The sequence below is a fragment of the Janthinobacterium sp. EB271-G4-3-2 genome (assembly GCF_020858035.1).
Lineage (GTDB): Bacteria > Pseudomonadota > Gammaproteobacteria > Burkholderiales > Burkholderiaceae_D > Janthinobacterium > Janthinobacterium aestuarii.
This window is the reverse complement of sequence record NZ_JACYMG010000018.1, coordinates 1-24,088: the sequence shown is the minus strand read 5'-3', so window position 1 is coordinate 24,088 and position 24,088 is coordinate 1. Positions and strand designations below refer to the sequence as shown.

Annotated in this window: 18 protein-coding genes; 8 read left to right on the top strand and 10 right to left on the bottom strand. The window is 65.3% G+C overall.

The genetic code is table 11. The features are described from left to right. Nucleotides 1–50: 50 nt before the first annotated feature. Nucleotides 51–1,484 carry an aminotransferase-like domain-containing protein gene (locus IGS55_RS26465; protein ID WP_230519215.1) on the bottom strand — a complete coding sequence of 478 codons (1,434 nt, stop codon included), beginning with the start codon at nucleotides 1,482–1,484 and terminating at the stop codon, nucleotides 51–53. 141 nt (nucleotides 1,485–1,625) lie between these two features. Between IGS55_RS26465 and IGS55_RS26460 the strand changes: the two genes are divergently transcribed. The 3 genes from IGS55_RS26460 (at nucleotide 1,626) to IGS55_RS26450 (ending at nucleotide 5,559) form a co-directional block, all read left to right on the top strand. Beyond that, nucleotides 1,626–2,540, top strand: a complete 915-nt coding sequence (locus IGS55_RS26460) for a DMT family transporter (protein WP_230519214.1) — start codon at nucleotides 1,626–1,628, stop codon at nucleotides 2,538–2,540. 176 nt (nucleotides 2,541–2,716) lie between these two features. Continuing rightward, a complete protein-coding gene (locus tag IGS55_RS26455) occupies nucleotides 2,717–3,910 on the top strand; it encodes an aminotransferase-like domain-containing protein (protein ID WP_230519213.1) in 1,194 nt (397 codons plus the stop codon). A 290-nt stretch (nucleotides 3,911–4,200) separates the two neighbouring features. Continuing rightward, the gene (locus tag IGS55_RS26450; RefSeq protein ID WP_230519212.1) at nucleotides 4,201–5,559 is read left to right on the top strand and encodes a diguanylate cyclase; all 1,359 of its coding nucleotides are present in this window, start codon (nucleotides 4,201–4,203) and stop codon (nucleotides 5,557–5,559) included. Between the two features lie 209 nt (nucleotides 5,560–5,768). On the opposite strand, the gene IGS55_RS26445 is transcribed toward IGS55_RS26450, so the two are convergent. The 5 genes from IGS55_RS26445 to IGS55_RS26425 form a co-directional block, all read right to left on the bottom strand. Then, nucleotides 5,769–8,042, bottom strand: coding sequence for a TonB-dependent hemoglobin/transferrin/lactoferrin family receptor (locus IGS55_RS26445; RefSeq protein ID WP_230519211.1), 2,274 nt, complete (start codon nucleotides 8,040–8,042; stop codon nucleotides 5,769–5,771). 249 nt (nucleotides 8,043–8,291) lie between these two features. Further along, nucleotides 8,292–9,869, bottom strand: coding sequence for an FGGY-family carbohydrate kinase (locus IGS55_RS26440; protein ID WP_230519210.1), 1,578 nt, complete (start codon nucleotides 9,867–9,869; stop codon nucleotides 8,292–8,294). Between the two features lie 4 nt (nucleotides 9,870–9,873). Then, on the bottom strand, nucleotides 9,874–10,101 hold the full coding sequence (locus IGS55_RS26435; protein ID WP_230519209.1) for a hypothetical protein: 228 nt from the start codon (nucleotides 10,099–10,101) through the stop codon (nucleotides 9,874–9,876). Between the two features lie 117 nt (nucleotides 10,102–10,218). Beyond that, entirely contained in the window at nucleotides 10,219–11,772 is a 1,554-nt protein-coding gene (locus tag IGS55_RS26430) for a glycerol-3-phosphate dehydrogenase/oxidase (protein ID WP_230519208.1), read from the bottom strand. A gap of 11 nt (nucleotides 11,773–11,783) precedes the next feature. Further along, nucleotides 11,784–13,394 (bottom strand): FAD-binding oxidoreductase, encoded by a 1,611-nt coding sequence (locus IGS55_RS26425; protein WP_230519207.1) that lies wholly within the window; start codon nucleotides 13,392–13,394, stop codon nucleotides 11,784–11,786. Between the two features lie 139 nt (nucleotides 13,395–13,533). On the opposite strand from IGS55_RS26425, the gene IGS55_RS26420 reads away from it, so the two are divergent. The 3 genes from IGS55_RS26420 (at nucleotide 13,534) to IGS55_RS26410 (ending at nucleotide 16,487) form a co-directional block, all read left to right on the top strand. Beyond that, a complete protein-coding gene (locus IGS55_RS26420) occupies nucleotides 13,534–14,595 on the top strand; it encodes an AraC family transcriptional regulator (protein ID WP_230519206.1) in 1,062 nt (353 codons plus the stop codon). Nucleotides 14,596–14,687: 92 nt separating this feature from the next. Further along, nucleotides 14,688–15,470: a 3-hydroxybutyrate dehydrogenase gene (locus tag IGS55_RS26415; protein ID WP_230519205.1), complete on the top strand. Its 783-nt coding sequence runs from the start codon at nucleotides 14,688–14,690 to the stop codon at nucleotides 15,468–15,470. 129 nt (nucleotides 15,471–15,599) lie between these two features. Then, a complete protein-coding gene (locus IGS55_RS26410; protein ID WP_230519204.1) occupies nucleotides 15,600–16,487 on the top strand; it encodes a DUF2071 domain-containing protein in 888 nt (295 codons plus the stop codon). Here the strand turns inward: IGS55_RS26410 and IGS55_RS26405 are convergent. The 4 genes from IGS55_RS26405 to IGS55_RS26390 all read right to left on the bottom strand — a co-directional run bounded on the left by IGS55_RS26405 (nucleotide 16,459) and on the right by IGS55_RS26390 (nucleotide 20,850). Continuing rightward, nucleotides 16,459–18,102, bottom strand: a complete 1,644-nt coding sequence (locus tag IGS55_RS26405) for a methyl-accepting chemotaxis protein (protein WP_230519203.1) — start codon at nucleotides 18,100–18,102, stop codon at nucleotides 16,459–16,461. The genes IGS55_RS26410 and IGS55_RS26405 overlap by 29 nt on opposite strands. Nucleotides 18,103–18,246: 144 nt before the next feature. Beyond that, on the bottom strand, nucleotides 18,247–19,491 hold the full coding sequence (locus tag IGS55_RS26400; protein ID WP_230519202.1) for an HD-GYP domain-containing protein: 1,245 nt from the start codon (nucleotides 19,489–19,491) through the stop codon (nucleotides 18,247–18,249). 341 nt (nucleotides 19,492–19,832) lie between these two features. Next, on the bottom strand, nucleotides 19,833–20,423 hold the full coding sequence (locus tag IGS55_RS26395; RefSeq protein ID WP_230519201.1) for a hypothetical protein: 591 nt from the start codon (nucleotides 20,421–20,423) through the stop codon (nucleotides 19,833–19,835). A 61-nt stretch (nucleotides 20,424–20,484) separates the two neighbouring features. Continuing rightward, nucleotides 20,485–20,850, bottom strand: a complete 366-nt coding sequence (locus IGS55_RS26390; RefSeq protein ID WP_230519200.1) for a winged helix-turn-helix transcriptional regulator — start codon at nucleotides 20,848–20,850, stop codon at nucleotides 20,485–20,487. A 115-nt stretch (nucleotides 20,851–20,965) separates the two neighbouring features. Between IGS55_RS26390 and IGS55_RS26385 the strand changes: the two genes are divergently transcribed. Both IGS55_RS26385 and IGS55_RS26380 read left to right on the top strand, forming a co-directional pair. Next, entirely contained in the window at nucleotides 20,966–21,673 is a 708-nt protein-coding gene (locus IGS55_RS26385; RefSeq protein ID WP_230519199.1) for a glutathione S-transferase family protein, read from the top strand. A 118-nt stretch (nucleotides 21,674–21,791) separates the two neighbouring features. Beyond that, complete coding sequence (locus IGS55_RS26380; protein ID WP_442908217.1) at nucleotides 21,792–23,876, top strand: prolyl oligopeptidase family serine peptidase; 2,085 nt, start codon at nucleotides 21,792–21,794, stop codon at nucleotides 23,874–23,876. Nucleotides 23,877–24,088: the final 212 nt, after the last annotated feature.

Here is a 24,088-nt window from a genome sequence, read left to right as displayed (position 1 = left end):
AGTTGGGGATGGTACTAGCGATTTCAAGAGCACCCGGCAAATGTGCCGTGTTAGCCCAGTGCGCGGGCGAAAAAATCCCAGACGCGGTCGTCCTGCACCGTGGCCAGATTCAGGCGCATGCGGGTCGACGGCAGCTGGCGCGGCGAGAACAGGCTGCCCGGCGCCAGCACCAGCCCCTCGGCCAGCGCCTTTTCGGCCAGCACATTCGTGTCGCAGCCCGCATCGGCCCAGATGAACATGCCGGCCGGCGCGGGATCGAAACGCAGGCCGGCCCGCTCGGCGCGGCGGTACGTGCCCTCGCGCACCTTGTCGAGCCGCGCGCGCAGCCGTTCCGCATGCTTGCGGTACAAGCCTTGCGAGAGGATTTTATACACCACGCGCTCGCCGATGTCGCTGGTGGTCAGGGTGGCCAGCATCTTGCGGTCGGCCAGGCGCTGCGCCCATTCAGGCGAGGTGGCGATGAAGCCCACGCGCAGGTTGGCCGACAGGCTCTTGGAAAAGCCGCCCAGGTAAATCACGCGGCGCAGCTGGTCCAGCGCGGCCAGGCGGGTGGCCGGCTGCACCTCGCCGCCGGGATGCATGTCGCAATAGATATCGTCTTCGACGACGAGGAAATCGTGTTGTTCGGCCAGGCGCAGCACCTGGAACGCCTTGGCCGCCGACAGCGACGTGGAACTGGGGTTGTGCAGCACCGAATTGATCACGTACAGCTTGGGACGGTGCAGGGCCGCCAGTTCCGCCAGCACGGCGATATCGGGGCCGTCACCCAGGCGCGGGATGCCGATGACCTGCATGCCCATGGCCGCAAAGGCGCCGAACATCAGCCAGTACGCGGGATCGTCGACGAAAATGGTGTCGCCGGGGCGGGCAAACTCGCGCGCCACCAGGTCCAGCGCCTGCATCACGCCCACCGTGGTGACGATCTGCTCGGGCGGACAGGCGATTTCCAGCCCCGCCAGCTTCAACTGCAACTGCTGGCGCAGCGGCAAAAAACCCTGCGGCGATCCGTAACCGAGCAGCAGGCTGCCCGGCTGGCGGCTGACGTCGCGCAAGGCGCGCGCCACCAGGTCGCCATCGAGCCACTCGGCGGGCAGCATGCCGGTGCCGGGCGCGGGGATGACCGGCGTCTGGCGGAACATGTTTCGGATCAGCCAAACGATATCCATCGGCTGCGCCGCCGCGTCCTGCGCGCCGGGGGGCGGCGCCGGCGTGTTCAGGGGCGAGCGCTCGCGCACGAAAAAGCCGGCGCCGCGCCGCGATTCCAGGTAGCCGCGCGCCACCAGCTTGTCGTAGCTGGCCACCACCGTGGCGCACGACACGTCCAGGCTGGCGGCGCACTGGCGGATCGAAGGCATGCGGGCGCCGCCGCGCAGCAGCTTGTCATCGATGCGCGCCGCCAGCGAACGCGCGATCTGGTCGATCAGGGTTTCGCCCGAGGCGCGCGACAGCAAGGGCAGGGACGGAGAGGCGGGTGTATTGCTCATATGACCATGACAGTATGTGGAATTATGTGTAAAAGTGTATTTGTACTGTATTGCTATTGCGCCCTAGGATAGCAGTACGGCAGAAATTAATCCACGCCTGCCGCGCACCCCGCACACCTATCAGCCAGTATCAGGAAAAACATGCCATCGACCACCAGTACCGCCCCCGTCAGCCATCCTCCCCGCCTCGGCGCCGACCGCAAAGGCCTGCTGCTGGGCCTCATCGCCGTCGCCCTCTTCAGCCTGACCCTGCCTTTTACGCGCATGGCCGTCGCCGAACTCGATCCCACCTTTGTCGCCCTGGGCCGGGCCTTGGTTGCCGCCTGCCTGGCCGGCCTGTGGCTGTGGCAGCAGCGTGCACCGCTGCCGCGCCGTGAACAATGGCTGCCGCTGGCCCTGGTGTCGCTGGGCTGCGTGGTGGGCTTCCCGTGGCTGACGTCGGTCGCCATGCGCAGCCTGCCCGCCTCGCACGGCGCCGTGCTGGTGGGCATTTTGCCGCTGGCCACCGCCGTATTTGCCGTACTGCGCGGCAAGGAACGCCCTTCCCCGGGATTCTGGCTGATGGCCCTGCTCGGCACCGCGCTGGTGGTGGCTTTCGCATTGCGCCAGGGCGGCGGCAGCTTCCACCTGGCCGACTGGCTGATCTTTGCCGCCGTGCTGCTCGCTGCACTCGGCTATGCGGAAGGCGGGCGCCTGGCGCAAGCCATGCCGGGCCAGCATGTGATTTGCTGGGCGCTGCTGCTGGCCGTGCCTTTTGTCTTGCCCGTGGTCCTGTGGAACGCGTGGCCCCAGCGCGCGCTGATGGCGCAGGCCAGCGGCGCGGCCTGGCTGGGTTTTGCCTACATCTCCGTGTTTTCCATGTTTATCGCCTTCTTTTTCTGGTACCGGGGCATGGCGCTGGGGGGCGTGGCGCGCGTGGGACAGACGCAGCTGCTGCAGCCCTTCCTGACTCTGGTGGGCGCGGCCGTGCTGTTGCACGAGCCCTTGACGGGCGAAAGCCTGCTGTTTGCCGGCGCCGTGATCGCCGTGGTGGCCATCGGACGCAAGCTGAAGTAAGGTTCCTTGACGCCCATTTGCAACGCCGTTGCGCGTGCGGATGGGCACGGCGGCGTGCAAGCCGTACAATACCGCAGCACCATGGCGACGCCTATCCGGCGCCGCTTGCGAACGCACCGCCACAAGCGGGCCAACAAATCCAGCCGGCGCAGCTCGGCATCTTCCGTGAGACTCGTATGAAAATTGAAAATCCGAATCCGATCCAATGGCGCTTTGCCGAACGCGCGGAACAGCTGCAAAGCTCGTTCATCCGCGAAATCCTGAAGATCACGCAGCGTCCCGAGATCATCTCGTTTGCCGGCGGCCTGCCCTCGCCCGCCACCTTCCCCGTGGACGAAATGAAGACCGCCTTCGACAAGGTCCTGTCGAACAATGGCAAGGTGGCCCTGCAATACGGCCCCACCGACGGCTACCTGCCGCTGCGCCAGTGGATCGCCGACTCGCTGTCCAGCAATGGCAGCACCATCCTGCCCGAGCAAGTGCTGATGACGTCCGGCTCGCAGCAGGCGCTGGACTTGCTGGGCAAGGTCCTGATCGACGAAGGCAGCAAGGTATTGGTGGAAACCCCCAGCTACCTGGGCGCCCTGCAGGCGTTTTCCGTCTACCGTCCCGAATTCGTTTCCGTCGATACCGATGACGAAGGCCTGGTGCCGTCGTCGATCAACCCCGTCGCCGATGGCGCGCGCCTGCTGTACGCGCTGCCGAACTTCCAGAACCCGACGGGCCGCAGCCTGTCCGTGGCGCGCCGCGTGGAACTGGTGGAAACCTGCGCCCGCCACGGCCTGCCGCTGATCGAGGATGATCCGTACGGCGCCCTCAGCTACAGCGGCGAGCCGTATCCGAAGATGATCAACATGAATCCGGACGGCGTCATCTACATGGGCTCGTTCTCGAAAGTGCTCACGCCCGGCATCCGCCTCGGCTACGTGGTGGCGCCGATGCCGCTCGTGCGCCGTCTGGAACTGGCCAAGCAGGCGGCCGACCTGCACACCTCGCAGCTGACGCAGATGGTCGTGCATGAAGTGATCAAGGATGGCTTCCTGGACCGGCATATTCCCAGCATCCGCAGCCTGTATGGCAACCAGTGCCAGGCCATGCTGTCGGCGCTGGAAGAACACTTCCCGGCCGGCGTCACGTGGACGAAGCCGGAAGGCGGCATGTTCATCTGGGTCACCCTGCCGAAACACATCGACGCGATGAAACTGCTCGACGAAGCCATCGCCAATAAAGTGGCATTCGTGCCGGGCGCGCCGTTTTACGCCAACACGCCGGACACGCACACCCTGCGCCTGTCGTTCGTGACGGTGCCGCCGGAACGCATCCGCGAGGGCATCGCCATCCTGGGCAAACTGATCGCCGCAAAAATGTAATTGCACTCTCCACGCCCCGCCTGACGCGGGGCGTGTCCCCCGCTGCCCCTGCACCAGGGGCACGCGTCTTTTCCGCCTAAAAACCGCTTTCATGATAGCAATTGCGTGTATTTATTTTTAAAAATATCATAAAAATAATACTTTCATTGCTCGCGCAACATCGATTTTTTCACCCAAAAAAATGGCGAGGCGGTATGATTTGACCGCTGTATCAGATTTGAACCCGGTCAACATCACCGAATATGCAGCAAACGCAGGCAGCGCAGAGTACATCGAGAAGGCCGGAAGCAATGAGTCCAGGCAGTGTGGAGCATTCCCAGCGGCATGAAGCCGCCATTTTGATTGTCGACGATGCGCCGGCCAACCTTGAGCTGCTGCGCAAGCTGATGAGCGAACAGGGTTATCAAACCTATGTCGCCACGTCCGGCCAGCGGGCGCTGGCGATCGCCCAGCGCGCCCAGCCCGACCTGATCCTGCTCGACGTGCTGATGCCGGACATGGACGGCATCGAAACGTGCCGCCGCCTCAAGCAGCATCCGCTGACGCAGCGCATCCCCGTCATTTTCATGAGCGCCAAGACGGAAACGGAAGACGTGGTGGCCGGTCTCGACTGCGGCGCCGTCGATTACATCAGCAAGCCGCTGCGCATGGCCGAAGTGTGCGCGCGCGTGCGCGCCCAGCTGAAAATCCGCAGCAACAATGAAACCCAGCAGGAGCAGGCCGAGCGCCTGCGCACCATCGTCAACAACATGGCCGAGGGCTTGCTGATCATCGAGGCCGATGGCCGCATCCAGTACACCAACCCGGCCTGCGACCAGTACCTGGGCTACCGCGAAAACGAACTGGCCGGGCGCTTCATCGGCGAGCTGCTCAGCCCCCTCGTGACGCAGGAATACCTCGATTACTTCGCCATGCACGCGGCCAATCCGGAAAAGGCGCACAACCACGGCACGCGCGAAGTGGCGATCCGCCACCGCAACGGCGCGGCGCTGAGCATGGACCTGACCCTGACGCCCATGTATCTGCGCCAGCCCCTGTATATCGGCCTGCTGCACGACATCACGCACCACAAGCAGTCGGAAGACGCGCTGCAGCGCGCCGCCTATCTCGACCCTCTGACGCAAATCGCCAACCGCCGGCATTTCGACAGCTTCCTTGAAAAAGAATGGCAGCGCGCCGTGCGCGGAGGCGGCGCCCTGTCGCTGGTGGTGCTCGACGTCGACCACTTCAAGCTGTACAACGACAGCCTGGGCCACCCGGCCGGCGACATCTGCCTGCAGCAGGTGGCGCAAGCGATCGCCGCCCACGCCAGCCGCTCCGGCGACCTGGCGGCCCGCTACGGCGGCGAGGAATTCGTGCTGCTGTTCGCCGACACGGATGCCGACAGCGCCCTGCACCTGGCCGAAGCCATCCGCGCCGGCATCGAAGCGCTGCAACTGCCGCACCCGCGCTCAAGCACGTCGCCATGGATCACCGTCAGCATCGGCGTGGCCACCATCCGCCCGCACCAGCTGGACGACCGCGAAGCCCTGTTCGTCGCCGCCGACCGCGCCCTGTACGTGGCCAAGGAAGCGGGCCGCAACCAGGTCCGCGCCACGCACTCGGGCAGCACGGCCTGGGAAACGGTCAAGGCGATCGTTTTACGTTGACGTTTGAAGTTGGAAGTTCAACGGAACATGCAATGGACCGGGAGTAGGCCCAAGTCACAAAAAAAGGCACTCCGGGCCAAGCGGGCCTGAAAAATGTCGAGGGCAAGGCGCAGCGACGCAGACAGTACGCATGTACGGCAAGGAAGCTGCGACGCCGCCATCGGCATTTTCTCAGGCCCGCGTCTCAGGCCCGCCATTTTCAGAAGTAATCAGAATTTTCTCGACACGCTCAATTTCGCATTGCGCCCCACGCCGGTGACCGCTTCGCTCAGGTACGGCATGTAATTGCGGTTGAAGACATTATCAACCGTCAGCCGCACTTCCGTGCCGCGCCACATGCCTTGCCTGCCATTCCACGACGCAAACACGGTATGCAGCGCATAGCCTTTCGATGGCGGCAAGCGGTACACATTCCCCACCGGCAGGACGCGCTCCTGCTTCGCCACGAAGCGGCCCTGCCAGCCGATGCTGGCGCCCAGGTCGGACATGCGCCAGCCCAGGCCCGCCATCAATTTATCGGGCGCGATGGTCGACACGGCTTCGTCCTGGCCCCACGGGTCGCGCTGTGAACCGGTGCGCGTGCCGCGCTGCTTCGACAGCGAGGCGCTGGCAAACAGGCGCGGCGAATTGTAATAGGACTCGACCTCCACGCCCTGCGTGCGGAAACCGGCCAGGTTGCGGTAGGACGACAGGGCCGGCGGCACCTTGCCCGATCCCGGCACATAGCCTTCGATCAGGATGCCCAGGCGCGGGCCGATATTGTCGCTGACGCGGTTCCGGTACGCCGTCAGGCGCAGCTGCACGTCGTCGCGTTCCATGAACACGTTTTGCCGGTGCAGCATGACGCCCGTGCGCACGGCCGTCACGCGCTCGACGGCCAGGTCGCGGCTGGTGCCCGGCGTCGATGAGCCCTGCCTGGCCGATACATAGTATTCATTCGAATACATCTCGTCGATCGTTGGCGCGCGCCAGGTGCGGCTCAAGTCGCCGAACAGCGCCACGCTGGCGGACGCCTTCCAGAACAGACCCAGGCGGGGCGACCAGTCTTCGTGCGCCTTTTCGCTGAAGTCGTGGCCAGCCGCCGCCAGCGGGCTGTTGTAGCGCGACGCCTTGTTCGGCACGCCCTCGGAAACGACTCTGTCGTGGCGCAGGGCCGCCGTCACCGTCACGTCGCCATACGTCATCGCATCCTGCAGATACAGGCCCGTGGTTTCCTGGCGCCCGGCCGGCATGTAATAGGGCTGGAAATAGCCATAGTTGTAGCTGGGGTCCTTCAGCGCCGTCGACGACGGGTAGTACATCAGAGTGTCGCGCACGTTCTTGTGCCATTGCAGACCCGTCAGCAGCACGTGCGACACGGCACCCGTGCTAAATACGCTTTCGTTGCGCACCTCGGCGATGCGGTCCACGTACGAGGCCCAGCTCTCGTTGCCCAGGGACCCCAGGTAGGAACCGAGCGAAGCGGAGGGCAGGCGCTTGTCATGCTGGTCCGTGTGCGAATAGCCGGCGCTGGCCGTCAGCTTGATCCATCGGTTGTTCTGCGGCGCGTACTGCCACTTCACGGAATAGGTATCGTCGTCCTGGTCGCGGTACACGGCCTTGCGCTGCCACGCCTCTTCCAGTCCGTATTTTTTGATTTCCGCCTCGGTCGGCGTGGGCACGTCCTCGCCCATGGCGGCGAACGGGCCCCAGCCCGAGCTGCCGCTCTTCATCGCCGTCAGGGTCAAGAGCTGCTCCGGCGTCAGCCGGATATTCAGCTTGGCCAGGCTCGATGGCGCGTCGATGGCGGAAAAGCGGAATGGCTTGCCATCGGGTTTGCGCAAATCGTCGGACTTGCGCTGCGTCGTAAAGGCCATCGCATCGAAACGGCCGTCTTCCGTGCGGCCGTAAACGGCCACGGTGGCGTCGTTTTCTCCATTGTTCGAATGGCGCGAGTACTTGAGCATGGCGCCCGCTTTTTCGCCGCCTTCCAGCAAGTCCTGCGCATCCTTGGTCTCGACCGTGATGACGCCGCCGAAGCCGCCATTGCCATACAAGCTCGTATGCGCGCCCTTGTTCACTTCGATCTGCTTGATCAATTCCGGCTCGATGAAGATGGAACCCTGGCGGTATTTCTCGAAACCCTTGGGCACGCCATCAAGGATGACTTTCACGTCCTGCACTTTATTGAAGCCCCAGATATTGAGGCTCTGGCCGCTGGGACGGGCCGTGCCGGCCAGGTCCACGCCGGGCAAGGTGTCGAGCAGGGACGCGACATTGTCGGCCTGCTGGCGTTCGATGTCGGCGCTGTTGATATACGAACGTCCGGCCGTGCCAGCGCTGATGGCGTCGCCGAACACGCTGATGGCCGGCATCTGCACGGCATCGGCCTTCTCGGCCTTGTCGGCCATCGCCGCCGCCCACGCATGGCCGTGCGCGCCACCCAATGCCAGCGCCAGCGCGGCGGCCAGCGGGGTCAATCGTTGTTTGCTGCTGCTCTTCATCGCTATCCTTGCCTGGGTTTGCTTGCTGCTCGATGCTTGTGGAATGAAAAAATGCAGGGGCAGAGGACAGCGGTGCACGATCAAGCGGCGGCGTTGAAGGAAGCGTTGCGGCGGAACTCTGCCCGCGCGGACACGCCGCCGGCGCATGGCCGGCGGCGCACTGCAGTCACCGGGATAAGTTGTCTAAGTGAAATGCGGAACACATCATATACTAGATGCGAATGATTCGCAATACGATTTAATGACCAGCTATTCCGGATAGCCGGTGATGTCGGCGATCTCGCGGTACAGCGGTTGCAGCCGCGCATACATTTTCTGGTACACGCGCCGGTACAGCTGCTCATAGATCTTGCGGTGCTCGGGATGGGGCTGGAAGACCTTGCCCCTGCGCGTCATCGCCAGCACGGCGGCGGGGAAATCCGCGTGCCAGCCCAGGCCCACGCCGGCGGCGATGGCCGCGCCCAGGCCCGAACTTTCATACACGTGGGCGCGCGCGGCCGGCAAGCCGAAGATGTCGGCCGTCAGCTGCATGGCGGCGTCGCTTTGCGAACCGCCGCCCGCGATGCGCAGCTCCGTGATCGCAATGCCGCTGCGCCGCTCGATGCGCTCCTTGCCTTCGCGCAGCGCATACGCGAGGCCTTCGAGAATGGCGCGGTAGATGTGCGCGCGCGTGTGCACGTCGCCAAAGCCGATCATGGCGCCCTTCGCTTCCGGCCCCGGCACCTTGATGCCGGGACTCCAGTACGGCTGCAGCATCAGGCCCATGGAGCCGGGCGGCACGGCGTCGACCAGGCGGTCGAACAGCGCCTCGGCGGACAAGCCCGTGCCATCTTCGGCCGCCGCCGCCCGTTCGCGGTCGCCGAACTGCTCCTTGAACCAGTTGACCATCCAGTAGCCGCGGAAGATCTGCACTTCCGTGCTGTAGGCGCCCGGCATGGCGGCCGGATACGGCGGAATGAAGCGCGTCACTTCCACGTATTTGCGGTTGGTCGTGTTGATGGTGGCCGTGGTGCCGTAGCTCAGACAGGCCACGTGCGGTTCGACGCAGCCGGCGCCCAGCACTTCGCAAGCCTTGTCGGCCGCCGCCGCCAGCAGAGGGGTACCCTCGGGAATACCCGTCGCCGCGGCCGCCGATCCCGTGATGGCGCCCATGCGCGTGCCCGGCGCCACCAGTTCCGGCAGCATCGAGCGTTGAATCGCCAGCGCCTGCCACTTCCAGTCGAAGCGCCCGGCCCAGGCGTGGCGCTTGTAGTCGAACGGGATGTACGCCACTTGCGAGCCCGTCGAATCGACGTAGCGCCCGCAAAGGCGGTGGTTCAAAAAGCCCGACAGCAGCAGGAATTTGTGCGTGCGGCGCCAGATGTCGGGCTGGTGCGCGCTGATCCAGTTGATCTCGGCCTCGCGGCGAAAATAGGCGATCGTGCCATCGAGGCGCGTGGCGCGGAAGGCGGCGCGCCACCATGGCGCCAACTGGGGGATCTCGCGCGTGCTGCGCTGGTCCAGCCAGGTGATGGCGGGCCGCAAGGGCTGGCCCTCTTCATCCACGTTGACGACCGTGCCGCGCTGCGTCGTCACGGCCACGCCGGCCACCGAGGATTTACTGATGTCCGTGCCGCGCCACAGCTGCTGGCACGCTGCGCACACGGCTTGCCAATAGCCGTCGGCGTCATGCTCGGCCCAGCCGGGGTGATCGGAGTAATACGCTTCGAGGAACACTTGCGCCTTCGCCGCCAGATTGCCATCCCGGTCGAACAGCAGCGCGCGCACGCTTTGCGTGCCATTGTCGATGGCGAGAATGTACGGCCCGGGTCCGGACTCGGTCGCCATGGCCTCAGTCCAGGCTGGCCAGCGCGGCGCGCAGCGCCTGCAGCAGCGCTTGCGGATCCTTGTCAGGCAGCGCGCTGAAGACAGGCGCTTCCCAAACCTGGCCGCGCACTGCCACCACGCGCAAGCGCCCCTGTTCGCTCCACGCCGGATACCAGCCCACGTCGACGATGTCGCCATTCGCGCACGTGATTTGCAGCAGGTCTTCGCCCAGGTCGTCGACGAGGACGTCCACGCTCTGGCGCAAGTCCAGCGGCGACAGGCTGTCGTAGGTGATGCGCGCGTCGCCCAGTTCCAGGGACTGGCCAAACAGGATGGTCTCGATAATGCTCTCCTTATTTTTATGGTTGTTTCATTCGCCCTGCGGCACGCTGTAATGGCGGCGCCACAGGGCCAGGTAGCGCTGCTGCTCTTCTGCCCAGCGCGCGTCGTCCCAGCCCAGTTCACGCTGGCAGATGGCGCGCAGGCGCGGCATGATAGCAAGCGCGCCGCCGGCCAGCTGCAAACCGAGGCGCGTGCGCCGCAGCAGCAAGTCGTCCAGGTGCTGCACGTCCTCGTTGCGCGCGCCCCAGCGCAGCTGCGCCCACAGGGTCTGCGTGCCGGGAATCGGCGCCAGTTCGCCGTCCTGCGCCGCATCGCACAGCGCTTGCGCGGCCGCGCCATGACGGCCCAGCAGCCGTTCGCGCTGCTCGCCATCGAGCGCCAGGGCCTTGCCCGACAAGGGCGGCGTCGTGTCGAAAATCGGCAAGGGCCGCAGATCCGCCTGCCAGCCCGGCAGCAGCGGCGCGGCACGGCGCAATGCATCGAGGGCGATCACGCGGAACGTCGTCAGCTTGCCGCCCGCCACCGTCAGCAAGCCGTTTTCCAGCCATAGCGCATGTTCGCGCGCTTCCTTCGACGGGTCAAGCTGGCCGCTGCCGATCACGGGACGCACGCCGGCAAACGTGGCCAGCACATCGCCCTCGCCCAGCGCCAGCTGCGGGAACTGCCACTGCAAGGCGGCCAGCAGATAATCGAGTTCGCCGCGCGTGATAGCCGGCTCCACGTCCAGGCTGGCGCCGTGGTCGACATCGGTGGTGCCCACCAGGGTCACGCCCTCCCACGGATACGCAAACACGGGGCGACCGTCGCGCGGGTGCATCAGGCTGACGGCTTGCGCCAGCGGCAAACGCCAGGCGGGCAGCAGCAAATGGCTGCCGCGCAGGGGCCGCAGTTTCGGCGTTTCTCCGACCTGCCCGCGCAAGGCGTCGGCCCAGGCGCCCGTGGCGCTGATCACCAGGCGCGCACGCACGGTGACTACCCTGCCATCGAGCGCATCGTGCAAGGTGGCGCCGGCGACCTTGCCACCGTCGCGCAGCAAGGACGCCACGCCCAGGTAATTGACGGCCACGCCGCCATGGCGGCGCGCTTCCTGCAGCACGCGCAACACCAGGCGCGCATCGTCCGTCTTCGCGTCCTGGTACAGCATGCCGCCCCGCAGCCCCTCGCGGTTGACATGCGGCGCCAGCATGGCAAAATCCGCCGCGTCGACATAGCGGCGCGCGCGCCGCCCCGCCATCACGTCGTAGATGGCCAGGCCCAGCATGAACTGGCGCCGGCCCGGCTTCCTGCCCGTGTAATCGCCAAAGGCAAAGCCTTGCGGCTCGACCAGCCCCGCCGCATCCGTCAGCAAGGCTAACCGCTCGTGCACCGACTCGCGCGTCAGCGCGAACTGGCCCTGTTTCAGGTAGCGCAAGCCTCCATGCACGAGCTTCGAGGAGCGGCTCGACGTTCCCCAGGCGAAATCGCGCTGCTCCACCAGCAGCGCCGTCAAGCCGCGCCGCGCCGCTTCGAGCAAGATGCCGGCGCCCGTGATGCCGCCGCCAACGATCAGCACGTCCCATTCGCGCGCCAAGAGCCCGGGCAAATCCTCCCTGTTCACAATCCGCCTCCCGCGTCAGGCAGCAGTTTGCCCGGGTTCATCATGCCCTGCGGGTCGAACTGGCGCAGCAGCGCGCGCATGGCGGCGATGCCCAGCTCGCCCTTTTCCGCCGCCAGCCAAGGCGCGTGGTCCGTGCCCACGCCGTGCTGGTGGCTGATGGTGCCGCCGTTGGCGACGATGGCGGCGCCGGCCGCGTCTTTCAGGCTGCGCCAGCGCGCCATGTTGTCTTCATACGTGGACGCCAAGCGATACACATAGGTGGTGTAGACGCTGGCGCCCTGTGCATACACGTGCGACAGATGCGTGTACGCGTGCACCTGCTCGCCATGCGCGGCCAGCGCATTGGCGCCCGCCTGCTCCAGCGCCGCCATCATCGGGGCCACGCGGGGCCAGTCGACGGCCGTTTCCACCGTGTCGATCACATAGCCGTGCTCCCACGCGCCATTGCGCAGGTAGACGTTGCGAAAACGCCCCTGCTTCCACTTGTCGCCCATGTGCCGCCCCACGTGCACGCCGCCGTGCCGCCGCGCCAGCGCCAGGGCGCCGCGCAGGGCCGCGCGCGCCGGTTTTTCCTCTCCGCTGACGCCCAGCATCAGCATGCACTTGCCTTCCGCGCAGCCGCGCAGCGACAGATAACGTTCCAATAATCCCACCAGTTTCTTGTGCCCGGCCAGGGTCAGCATGGTTTGCGTTTCCAGGGCGTTCGACAGGCGCAGCATGCACAGGGGCAGGCGCGACTGGGCCAGTGCCCGCACGGCCGCCTGCGCCTGCCCCCAGTGCGCAAAGAACACGGCATGGAACGCTTCATACGGCGGCAACGGCGAGACGCGCACGGTGGCCTGCGTCAGGATACCCAGCCGCCCTTCGGAGCCGAGCACCATTTCGCGCAGGTCGATGCCGGCCGCCGAAGCGGGAAACGTGGGGATGCTCAAGGTGCCGGCCGGCGTTTCCACCTCGCCGCCCGCGAACAGCTGCTCGATGCGGCCATAGCGCAGCGATTGCTGGCCCGACGAGCGGGTGGCGATCCAGCCGCCCAACGTGGAATACTCGAACGACTGCGGATAGTGTCCCAAGGTATAGCCGTGCGCGCGCAGCTGCGCTTCCAGGTCGGGACCGTACACGCCGGCGCCGAACGTGGCCAGCTGCGCCTCGCGGTCCAGGTGGCCCAGCGCGCACAGGCGAGTCAGGCTGATCGACAGCACGGGACGCGGCCCCGCCGCCACCGTCAGATGCCCGGCCACGCTGGTGCCGCCGCCATGGGGAATGATGGCCACGCACGCCTGGCGCGCATACGCGAGCAGCTGGCGCACCTGCAGCGCGCTGTCGGGAAAGGCCACGCCATCGGGCACCGCGCCGATGCGGCCATGGCGCAATTTGAACCAGTCGGGCAGGCTTTGGCCGAGCGCGTGGCGCACGCGCGTGGCAGGCTGGGTGTCGATCAGCGGATGCGGCGCCAGGCGCGAAGCCGGTACTTGCGCGCAGGCGTCGTCGAAGGTGGCATCGACGATGCCGCTGCCCGGCCCCAGGCGCTCGCGCAGAAACGCCAGCGCGTCCCCGCTCAGCGCATACACGATGCTTTCATCTCCCCAGCCATTCCAGCGTTGCATCGACATCCCCTGTGTTCGGCCAGTTGCGCGCCACGGCGGCTTGCTATACTGTTCTTGCCTGATTTTCTTGCTAGATCAATAGCATATGCCGCCACAGACGAAGGGTATTGGTTTTTCATGACAATCGCATTGTTCCATCATGACAAGCACTGAAGGCCGGGTCGCCGGCGCCTATCTGCAGCCGCTGCTGGAAACGGCCGGCGCGCACGGCATCGCCGCGCCCACGCTGGCGCAGGCGGCCGGCGTGGCGCCGCACAGCCTGGAAGCGTCCGCACCCAACCTTGCCGCGCGCGACTACGTGCGCCTGCTCGATGCGGGCGCGCTGCTGGCGGGCGATGCGCATTTCGGCCTGCACGTGGGCCAGCGGGTGCGCATGGGCACGTACAGCGCCTACGGCTTGATTTTACTCAGCTGCAGCAACGTGGGCCAGGTGCTGGAACAGACGGCCCGCTATGAACGGCTGGCGCACGACCTGGGCCAGTCGGCCCTGCTGCGCGATGGCGCCGTCGCGCATTACCGCTGGACCAGCAACTACCCGGGCGCCAGCCGGCACCTGGTCGACAGCGTCTTTGCCGGCATCCGTGTCAGCGGCGACTGGCTGGCCGGCATGCCGCTGCCGCCGGCCCGGCTGGCGTTCACCCACGATGGCGGCGGCGACCTGCTGCGCCACGCGGCCCACCGTGACGAATACGTGCGCGTGCTGGGCAGCCTGCCCGCCTTTGGCGCGGGTGCCAACACGGCCACTTTCGACGCGCAATTGCTGGACTGGCCCGTACCGAACGCCGACGTCAGCCTCTACCCCGTGCTGTGCCGGCATGCGGAACAATTGCTGGCGCAGCGCGAGGCTGAAACGGACACCGGCGGCGCCATCGACGCGCAAGTGCAGGCGGCCATCGTGGCGGGCTTGCGCCAGGGCTCGGCGCGGCTGGCCACCGTTGCCGCCGCCCTCGCCGTGACGCCGCGCACCTTGCAGCGCAAGCTGGCCGACGCGGGCACCAGCTTCCAGGCCCTGCTGGACCAGGCCCGGTACGGCCTGGCACGCGACTATCTGCGCGAGCCCCATTTATCGCTGGTCGACATCGCCTTCCTGCTCGGCTACCAGGAACAAAGCGCGTTCAACCACGCGTTTCGCACCTGGGCGGGCACCAATCCCGGCGCCTGGCGGCTACAGGAAATCCTTGACAGGCAGCAAGCCCCATAGACGTGCGCGGGGCATGCACAGCCCGTTTTCTCGCTATACTGGCAAAGTCAGATTTTCCACGATCACTCCAACCCGCAATGCAAAGGATTAATATGCAACTCAAAGACAAAGTCGCACTGATTACCGGCGCCGCCAGTGGCATCGGCAAGGAAATGGCCATCGAATACGCAAGACAGGGCGCCAAGGTCGTCATCGCCGACCTGGTCCTGGAAGCGGCCAGCAAGACGGCCGAGGAAATCAAGCAGTCGGGCGGCCAGGCGTTTGCCGTCGCCATGGATGTCTCGAGCGAAGCGCAGGTCGACCAGGGCGTGGCCGATGCCGTGGCCCACTTCGGCGGCATCGATATCCTGATCAGCAATGCGGGCATCCAGATCATCAGCCCCGTCGTCGACTACCCGTTCGAGCAATGGAAAAAGATGCTGGCCATTCACATGGACGGCGCCTTCCTCACCACGCGCGCCTGCATGCGCGAAATGATCAAGGCGGGCCGCGGCGGCGCCATCATCTACATGGGTTCCGTGCACTCGCACGAAGGCTCGCCGTTCAAGAGCGCCTACGTGGCCGCCAAGCACGGCTTGCTGGGCCTGGCCAAGGTCGTGGCCAAGGAAGGCGCGAAAGACGGCATCCGCGCCAACGTCATCTGCCCTGGCTTCGTGCGCACGCCGCTGGTCGACAAGCAAATCCCCGAACAGGCGGCCCAGCTGAATATCAGCGAAGAAGACGTGATCAAGAAAGTGATGCTGAAAGACACCATCGACGGCGAATTCACCACCACGCAAGACGTGGCGCAAACGGCCGTTTTCCTGGCGGCATTCCCGTCGAACGCCCTGAGCGGACAATCTATAGTAGTAAGTCACGGCTGGCACATGCAGTAATGGTGACGCCCGCCCACATCGGCTGCGCGGCGCCCTGTGCGGCCTGCGATGCTCGCTGTGCTCCAGCACAGCTGCGCGTCTCGGCCACACATTGCTGCCGCTCGCGATGATGTGGACGGGCGCTGTTGCGTGAGTGTGACCCCTCCGTTTTTCCCCGAAAGTTCCCAATTGCAAGACAACACTTACCGCCACCCGCGCGCGGGCTGGCCGGGGCGGCTCTTTGCCGCGCTCGCCAATTGCACGCGCTTTGCCAAGGTGCGCCAGGCCGTCATGTCGCGCCTGCCCTTCCTGACACTGCACAGCGACGTGCGCGACGTGGTCTACGTGAGCTGGCTGGTCGACGCCGCCGCCGCGCAGCAACTGCTGCCCGCTGGCGTGACCCTGTGGCAACGCGGCGGCAAGACGCCATTTACCGTGCTGACCTACCGCCACGGGCATTTCGGCCCGGCCCTGCTCGGCCCGCTGCGCCGTCTGCTGCCGTCTCCGCTGCAAAGCAACTGGCGCTTGTACCTGGACCACACGCCGCCAGGGGCGCCCGCCGTGCCCTGCGTGTATTTCTTGAAAAATATCATGGACAGCTTGCCCCATGCGCTGGGCACGCGGCTGTTCAGCGACATCCTGCCGACGCACCTGGCCGCCGGCATGACGCATGACGTGACGGCCACGCAGGCCCGCTGCGGCATTGCCAGCGGCGCCGGCAGCGCCCCGCTGCTGGACTTACAGGCGGACATCATGGCGGAGCATGGCCTCGATACCGACTGGCAAGCGCTGTTCGGCAACTGGCGCGACGCCGTCGCCTTTCTCGCCTGCCAGGATGCGGCCATCGCGCACGTGCCGCGCAACGGCAAGCTCGTCTTTGGTGAAATCGACTTGCCCGTTGATGTGGGTCAAGTGCAAGCGCTGACGGCCTTGCGCGCCGACTGCGGCTTGCTGGGGCAGTTGCCGCCCCTGTCCACACCGTTTGCCTTTCTCGTGCCCGAGGTTGCCTTCAAGGCGCTGTCAGAGCGCCTGCTGTAGCGCGACGGCGCTCGGGTGGGCGTACAGGCGCGGCCTGGCCGCCGCGCCGCCGCTCCAGCTTGAACAGAGCCATCGCCTGCTCCAGCTGCAAGGTCTGGTCTTGCAGCGAAGCCGAGGCGGCCGCCGATTCCTCGACCAGCGCGGCGTTCTGCTGCGTCACTTCATCCATCTGCGTGACGGCCATGTTGACCTGGCCGATGCCGTGGCTTTGCTCGCGCGAGGCCGAGGCGATCTCTTCCATGATGCCGTGCACGCCCTGCACGGCGCCCAGCATTTCGGCGCTGCTGGCACCCGCCTGCTGCGCCAGCTTCGCGCCCGCCTGCACCTGCGCCAGCGATGCCGTGATCAATTGCTTGATTTCCGTGGCGGCCGCCGCGCTGCGCTGGGCCAGGGTGCGCACCTCGCCCGCCACGACGGCAAAGCCGCGTCCCTGGTCGCCCGCGCGCGCCGCCTCGACGGCCGCGTTCAGGGCGAGGATATTCGTCTGGAAGGCGATGCCTTCGATAATGCCCGTAATGTCGCCGATCTTCTTCGATGAAGCGTTAATGTCCGCCATCATGCTCACCATCTGGCCGACGAGCTCGCCACCGCGCCCGGCCAGGCCGTGGACTTTGCCCGCCATGTCGCTCGCGTGCACGGCGTTGCCGCTGTTCTGCTGCACCGTGGCCGCCAGCTGCTCCATGCTCGACGCCGTCTGCTGCAGGGCCGACGCCTGCGCTTCCGTGCGGCCCGACAAATCCATATTGCCGGCGGCGATTTCCTGGCTGGCCATGCTGATGCGCAGGAAATTGCCGCGCACGTCGCCGACGATGGAATGCAGGTTCACGCGCAACTGGCGCAGCGAACGCAACAGTTGCCCCATCTCATCGCGCCGCGTGGTGTCGAGTTCGCCCGTCAAGTCGCCGCCCGCCATCACGTCGCAGGCCTGGCGCGCCTGCCGCAACGGCTGCAGCACGGCGCGGTGCAAGCTGTGCCAGAAATACAGGGCCGCGCCCAAGGCCAGCACGGACAGGCCCGTCAGCCAGCCGCCAGCGCCGGCCGGCAGCACGCCCGCATTCCACGCCAGCTGCAGCAGCAATACCAGGCTCAGCAAGCCCAGATTCCAGCCGATGCGCTTGCCCAGCGGCAGGTCGCGCAAGCTCGCCAGCCTGGCCAGCCAGCCCGTGCGCACGGCCGCGCCCTGGCTGATGACGATGCCATCGGCCTGCCCCGCCCTGATGCGCGCATACAGGGCGGACGCCTGCGCCACCTGCTGACGCGTCGGCTTGGTGCGCACGGACATGTAGCCGACGGCCACGCCGTCTTCCACCACGGGCGTGACGTTCGCCAGCACCCAGTAGTAATCGCCATTCTTGCAGCGGTTTTTCACCATGCCGCTCCACGAACGGCCCGAGCGGATGGTGGCCCAGAAATCGGCGAACGCTTCGACCGGCATGTCCGGATGCCGGAGGATGTTTTGCGGCGCACCGATCAATTCTTCCGCGCTGTAACCGCTGACGGCGATGAAATACGGGTTGGCATAGGTGATATTGCCTTGCAAGTCGGTAGTCGAGACGATGGTCTCGCTATCGCTCAGGTTGATTTCGGTATCGCTGACGGGAAGATTGAGTCGCATGGTCACATCCTCTGGGTAGCCCGTACGGTGACGGGTATGCGGACAAGGAACGGCCGCCAGGCAGGAAAGCGGACACGGCACTGGCACTGTTATTCTAATATTTTATTGTTAATAAAATATACTTTATTCCGGCCTTGTCATTCGTCATGCCACGGCAGGCTCGCCGGCCCAGTAACGGTCGATGTCCTGCAAGCGCCACTGGGCCGCGCTTTCCGTCGACACAATGCGCTCCTGGCAACCGGGCGCCGCCAGATCGACGACGCTCGGGACGATGCAGGTGCCGGAACGGATGGAAAAAAATACGCGCACGGTGGGCATGGTCAGCGGCTTGCCCGGCGCCTGCCCCACCACCACGGCCAGGCGCTCCGACTGCAGCCGTACCAGGGTGCCCATCGGATAGATGCCCAGGCATTTGACGAAGGCGGCGAACAGTTGCGCGTCCAGGTGGCCGCCGCGCCAGGCGGCCATGCGGCGCAGCGAATCGGCCGGGCACCAGCCCTGCTTGTACGGCCGGTTCGAGGTGATCGCGTCGTACACGTCGCAAATGGCGCCCATGCGTGCGTACAGGCTGATTTCCTCGCCCCGCAAGCCCTTCGGATAGCCGCTGCCATCGAGTTTTTCATGGTGGTGCAGGCATACGTCGAGCGCCACCGGATCGATCTCGCCCACTTCCTGCAACATGCGGTGGCCGGCGGCCGGATGGGCGCGCACGGAGGAAAACTCCGCTTCACTCAGGCTGCCCGGCTTGTTGAGGATGGCGGACGGCACGGCCATCTTGCCGATATCGTGCAGCAAGCCCGCCAGTCCGGCCGAACGCACCTGCCCGGGCGCCAGGCCCAGTTCCCTGGCCAGCGCCGTCATCAGCGCGCACACGGCCACCGAATGCATGTACGTGTAGTTGTCGGCGGTTTTCAGGCGCGCCAGGCCCAGCAGCACGTCGCCGCCGCGCTGCACCGAAGCGGCGATATCGTCGACCAGTTCGTAGGCTTGCGCCGCGGACAAGGCCTTGCCCATGCGTGCCTCGTCGAACATCGTCTGCACGGCCTGGCGCGAGCGTTCGATCAGGCGCCAGGCGCGCGCCAGTTCCTCCTCGCGCGAGCGGGGCGGGCCAGCATCGGCGGCGGCGCCGGTTTTGCCTGCGGGCGGGGCGGCGGCAGGCGGCACTGCGGGAGCGCCAGGCGCGGCAGACGACGCCGCTTGCGGCGGTGCCTGCCCGCGCGACGTGTCGATCCACACTTCGCACAGGCGTGCCGTGCGGATACGCTCCAGGTCAGCCGGCGACTCCAGCAAGAAAGAACGGATCCAGAAAGGGGTGTCGAGCCAGGAACGGCCCAGGCGCTCCACATACATTCCCAGCATGAGTTCACTACTCGTTATTTTTTTCAGCACGGCGGTTCTCCAGACATTCAGATCGCAGCATTTACTTGCGCATTATCAATATCATACGCCAAAAAATAACGATTAAACCAAATATATTGTTTTATATGGCAAAATCACAACAATAACTAAAATAATCACAAATTATAACAACTTCATTGCTGCAGCATATTGAATTAATAAATATATCGATTAATCCATATTGATTTTGCTTCACTGTCTGCAGGATGCGATGCGGGAGGCGATATGCCTGCGGGCGGCCTGATGGGCCGCCCGCAGACTTGATGTGCGGAAGGGAAATCAGCGCCGGGCACCCCGAACTGGGGCTGGCGCTATGGGAGGAGGAATGCAGCTTAGCGCGGCACGTAGCGCCAGTTGCCGCTCTCGAGCATGAACGTCAGTTCCGTCTTGATGGCTTCGGGACGGCTCGGCACGCTCAATTCCGTATCGCACACGAGGTAGCCCGTCTTGCGCTTGACGTCGCATTCGTTGACTGCCTTGACCTGCATGGTGCTTTGCGCTTCCTGCATCTGCACGTCCTTGGCCGCTTCCGGATTGCGCGCCACTTCTTCCTTGGCCCACGCGCGTATCATCGCTTGCGCCTCGGCCGGCGACGGCCCCGCGAACTTGGCGTTCTTGCGCTCGACGCCGACCCAGGTATCGCCCTCGTTACGCAAGGGCAGCACATTAAAACCATCGCGCATGCCAGCGCTCATGCCCACCAGGCACACCACCTCGCCCGGCACTTCCTGCGAGTCCTGGCAGCCGGCCAGGCTGGTGACCTTGATGACGAACGGCATGCTCGACTGCGTCTTCGCTTGTGTCTTGGCGACGCCTGCCTGCACGGCGGCGTGGATTTGCTCGAGTGTCGGCATGGTGGCGGCATGGGCCGGCAGGGCGGCGAACAGGGCGGCGGCGGTCAGGGCGATGGAAGTCAGGCGCATGAGTATCAAAAGTAGTGATCAAAGGCCGGCAGTCTAGCACTTTGCATAAAAACAGCTGTTTCTATAGGGAATTATCCACGACATCGGGCGCGAGAAAGGCGCCGCCCGCGTCCGCCTGTCCGCGCAGGCGCAAGCCGATGGCCCGCAGCATTTCGACCAATTCGCGCAAGCGCAAGCCTTCGTCCGTCAGCCGGTATTCCACCTTGACGGGCACTTCCGCGTAGATCGTGCGCGTCAGCAATCTCGCTTCTTCCAGCGCGCGCAAGTCCAGGGTCAGCATGCGCTGCGAGATATTCGGCACGGCGCGGCGGATTTCGCTGAAGCGCTTCGGCCCCGCCATCAGATAGCTGAGCAACACCACTCGCCAGCGCCCGCCCAGCAAGCGCATGGCCTCTTCCACGGCGCAGCCGGAAACATTGTCTTTCATGGTTCGCTTCCCACTTGGTATAAAAAATGTACCTATACCACATTATTCTGCCTTCTTCCAAATAATAACCATCGCGATTAGACTGCCCTTCCCTCACCCAACTTGGAGTTTTGACTTGGAAACCACCCTGATCTACAGCGTGCCGTTCGGCTGCTCGTTTGCCGCCATCGCCGCCCTCGAATGGAGCGGCCTGCCGTATCGTTTGGCCCGCGTGGAAGCGCGCGACCCGGCCAGCAAGCAGCATCCGGCCTTTCTCGCCATCAATCCCCTGAGCCAGACGCCGGCCCTGCTCACGCACGCGGGCACGCCGCTGCTGGAAAGCATGGCGATCCTGCTGCACCTCGCCGCCCGCGCGCCAAGCAGCGGCCTGGGCTTTGCACAAGGCACGCCAGACTACGACCGCCTGAACAGCGTGCTGTCCTTTTTGCACACGACGTTTCACGCGGCCTTCATGCCCGCCTTCCAGGCCGCGCGTGCGCCCGCCGGCGATGCGCGCGCGGCCGTCTGGCGCGAGATGGCTGTCGAGAAGGTGAACAAAAGCCTGGCCCACCTCGAGCGCCTGCTCGAGGGCCGCGCATGGCTCGCCTCCGATGCCGCGCCGACCATCGCCGACGCCTACCTGGCCGCCACGGCGCGCTGGGCCGAACCGCTGCAGCTGGCCAGCCCGGCCGATTACCCGAACACGGCGCGCGTACTGGCGGCGTTGGAGCAAGACCCCGGCATCCGCTTTGCCCACGCCATCGAAGACGGCTTGCCGGCCACCAGCCGGGGCGGTTTCCTGGGCCACGTGGCGCTCGACCAACTGGCAGCAAAGGCCGGCTAACCGGCGGTCAACTCCCGCAGCAGGCGCGTCTTTATTGCTATGATGTCGGGCTGCCGGCGGTACAGCCGGCCACGTCAATACCATATCGATAACGTCGCAATATAAAACGGGAGTTTGAATGAGTTTACGTCTGCTGCTCTTGGGAGCATTCAGTGCCGCCATGGCCACCACTGCCGCCGTGCCGGCATTGGCCGCGCCACGCGGTTTCACCGTGGAAGACATGGTGGCCATGGAACGCGTGGGCAGCCCCGTGCTGTCGCCGGACGCCACGCGCGTCGTCTACACGGTGCGCACCACCAACCTGGACAAAAACCGCGGCAACACGCAGTTGTGGATGATCGACCTGCGCGCGCCGAACGCGGCGCCACGCCAGCTCACGCGCGGCGATGCCAGCGCCAGCGATCCGCAATGGTCGCCGAACGGCGACGCCATTTTCTTCCTCTCGGGCCGTTCCGGCTCCTCGCAAGTGTGGCAGCTGCCCCTGAACGGCGGCGAAGCGGCCAAGGTCACCGACCTGGCGCTGGACGTGGACACCTACCGCTTGTCGCCGCAGGGCGACCGCCTGGCCTTCAGCATGGGCGTCTTCCTCGATTGCGCGGACATCGCCTGCACGAAAAAGCGCCTCGATGAAAAAGCCAAGAACAAGGCAAGCGGCATGGTCTACGACCAGATGTTCGTGCGCCACTGGGATACCTGGGCCGATGGCCGCCGCAACGCACTGTACTCGGCGCCGATCGATTCGACCGGCAAGGTCAGCGCCGCGCCCGTCAGCCTGAGCGGCGCCCTCGACGGCGACGCGCCATCGAAACCGTTCGGCGACAACGGCGAATACCACTTCAGCCCGGACGGCAAGACGGTGGCCTTCTCCGTGCGCGTGGCCGGCCGCACGGAATCGTGGTCGACCAACTTCGACGTCTACACGATTCCCGCCGCCGGCGGACAGGCGCCGCGCAACCTCACGGCCGACAATCCTGCCTGGGATGCGAAGGCCACCTACTCTCCCGATGGCCGCACCCTCGCCTATGTCGCCATGACCAAGCCGGGCTTCGAAGCGGACCGTTTTCATTTGGTGCTGATGGATGTCGCCACGGGCAAGAAGCGCACCGTGGCCGACGATTGGGACCGCTCCGTGGCCGACTTCCGCTGGACGCCGGACAGCAAGGCTTTCCTCGTCGCCGCCGATGACGTGGGCCAGCACCGTCTGTTCCACATCGACGCGGCCAGCGGCAAGGTCAATGCACTGACGGGCAAGGGTGCCGTGGGCGACTTCGACGTGCGCGGCAACACCATCGTGCTGGCGCAGGCCAACCTGGCCTCGGGCGCGCAGCTGTACACGCGCAAACTCGACGCCAAGTCGGAAAACGCGCCGATGCAGCAGCTGACGAAACAGAACGCGGCAGCCCTGGCCGACGTGCGTTTCGGCGAATATGAACAGTTCTCGTTCGCCGGCGCGAATGGCGAGACCGTCTACGGCCACGTCATGAAACCATGGAATGCCAAGGCCGGCGAAAAGTATCCAGTCGCTTTCCTCGTTCACGGCGGCCCGCAAGGCAGCTTTGGCAACAGCTGGAGCTACCGCTGGAATCCGCAAGTGTATGCGGGCGCCGGCTACGCCACCGTCTTCATCGACTTCCACGGTTCGACCGGCTATGGCCAGAAGTTCACGGACTCCATCAGCGGCGACTGGGGCGGCAAGCCGCTGGTCGACTTGCAGATGGGCCTGGAAGCGGCCACCAAGAAGTTCCCATGGCTGGACCGCGAGCGCAGCTGCGCGCTGGGCGCCTCGTACGGCGGCTACATGATGAACTGGATCGCCGGTAACTGGCCGGACGGCTTCAAGTGCCTGGTCAACCACGACGGCGTGTTCGACAACCGCGGCATGGCTTACGCGACGGAAGAACTGTGGTTCACGGAATGGGAAAACGGCGGCCCGTACTACGACGCACCGGCCAAGCACGAGCAGTTCAATCCCGTCAACTTCGTGAAAAACTGGAAGACGCCGATGCTGGTGGTCCAGGGCGACCTGGACTTCCGCATCCCGACCGCGCAAGGCCTGGGCACCTTCACGGCGCTGCAGCGCCAGGGCATCCCGAGCAAGCTGCTGGTCTTCCCGGACGAAAACCACTGGGTGCTGAAGCCGGCAAACTCGCTGCTGTGGCATCACACGGTACTCGATTGGTTGAATACCTATACCAAGAAGTAAGCCATGAAGTAATGGGGTGAAAGTCGGATTACGGCCTTCGGCCTCGGCGGCCCCGCCTAATCCGATCTACGTTCGCTCCTCATATCAAAAAAAGCCGCGCGGTGCATCTCTGCACCGTGCGGCTTTTTCATGTTCACGTAGATACTGTTATCCCCGTCAAGCGGCGTGCAAGGCCGGATCAAATATTTTTCCCGACCTGAGCACGCCGAATG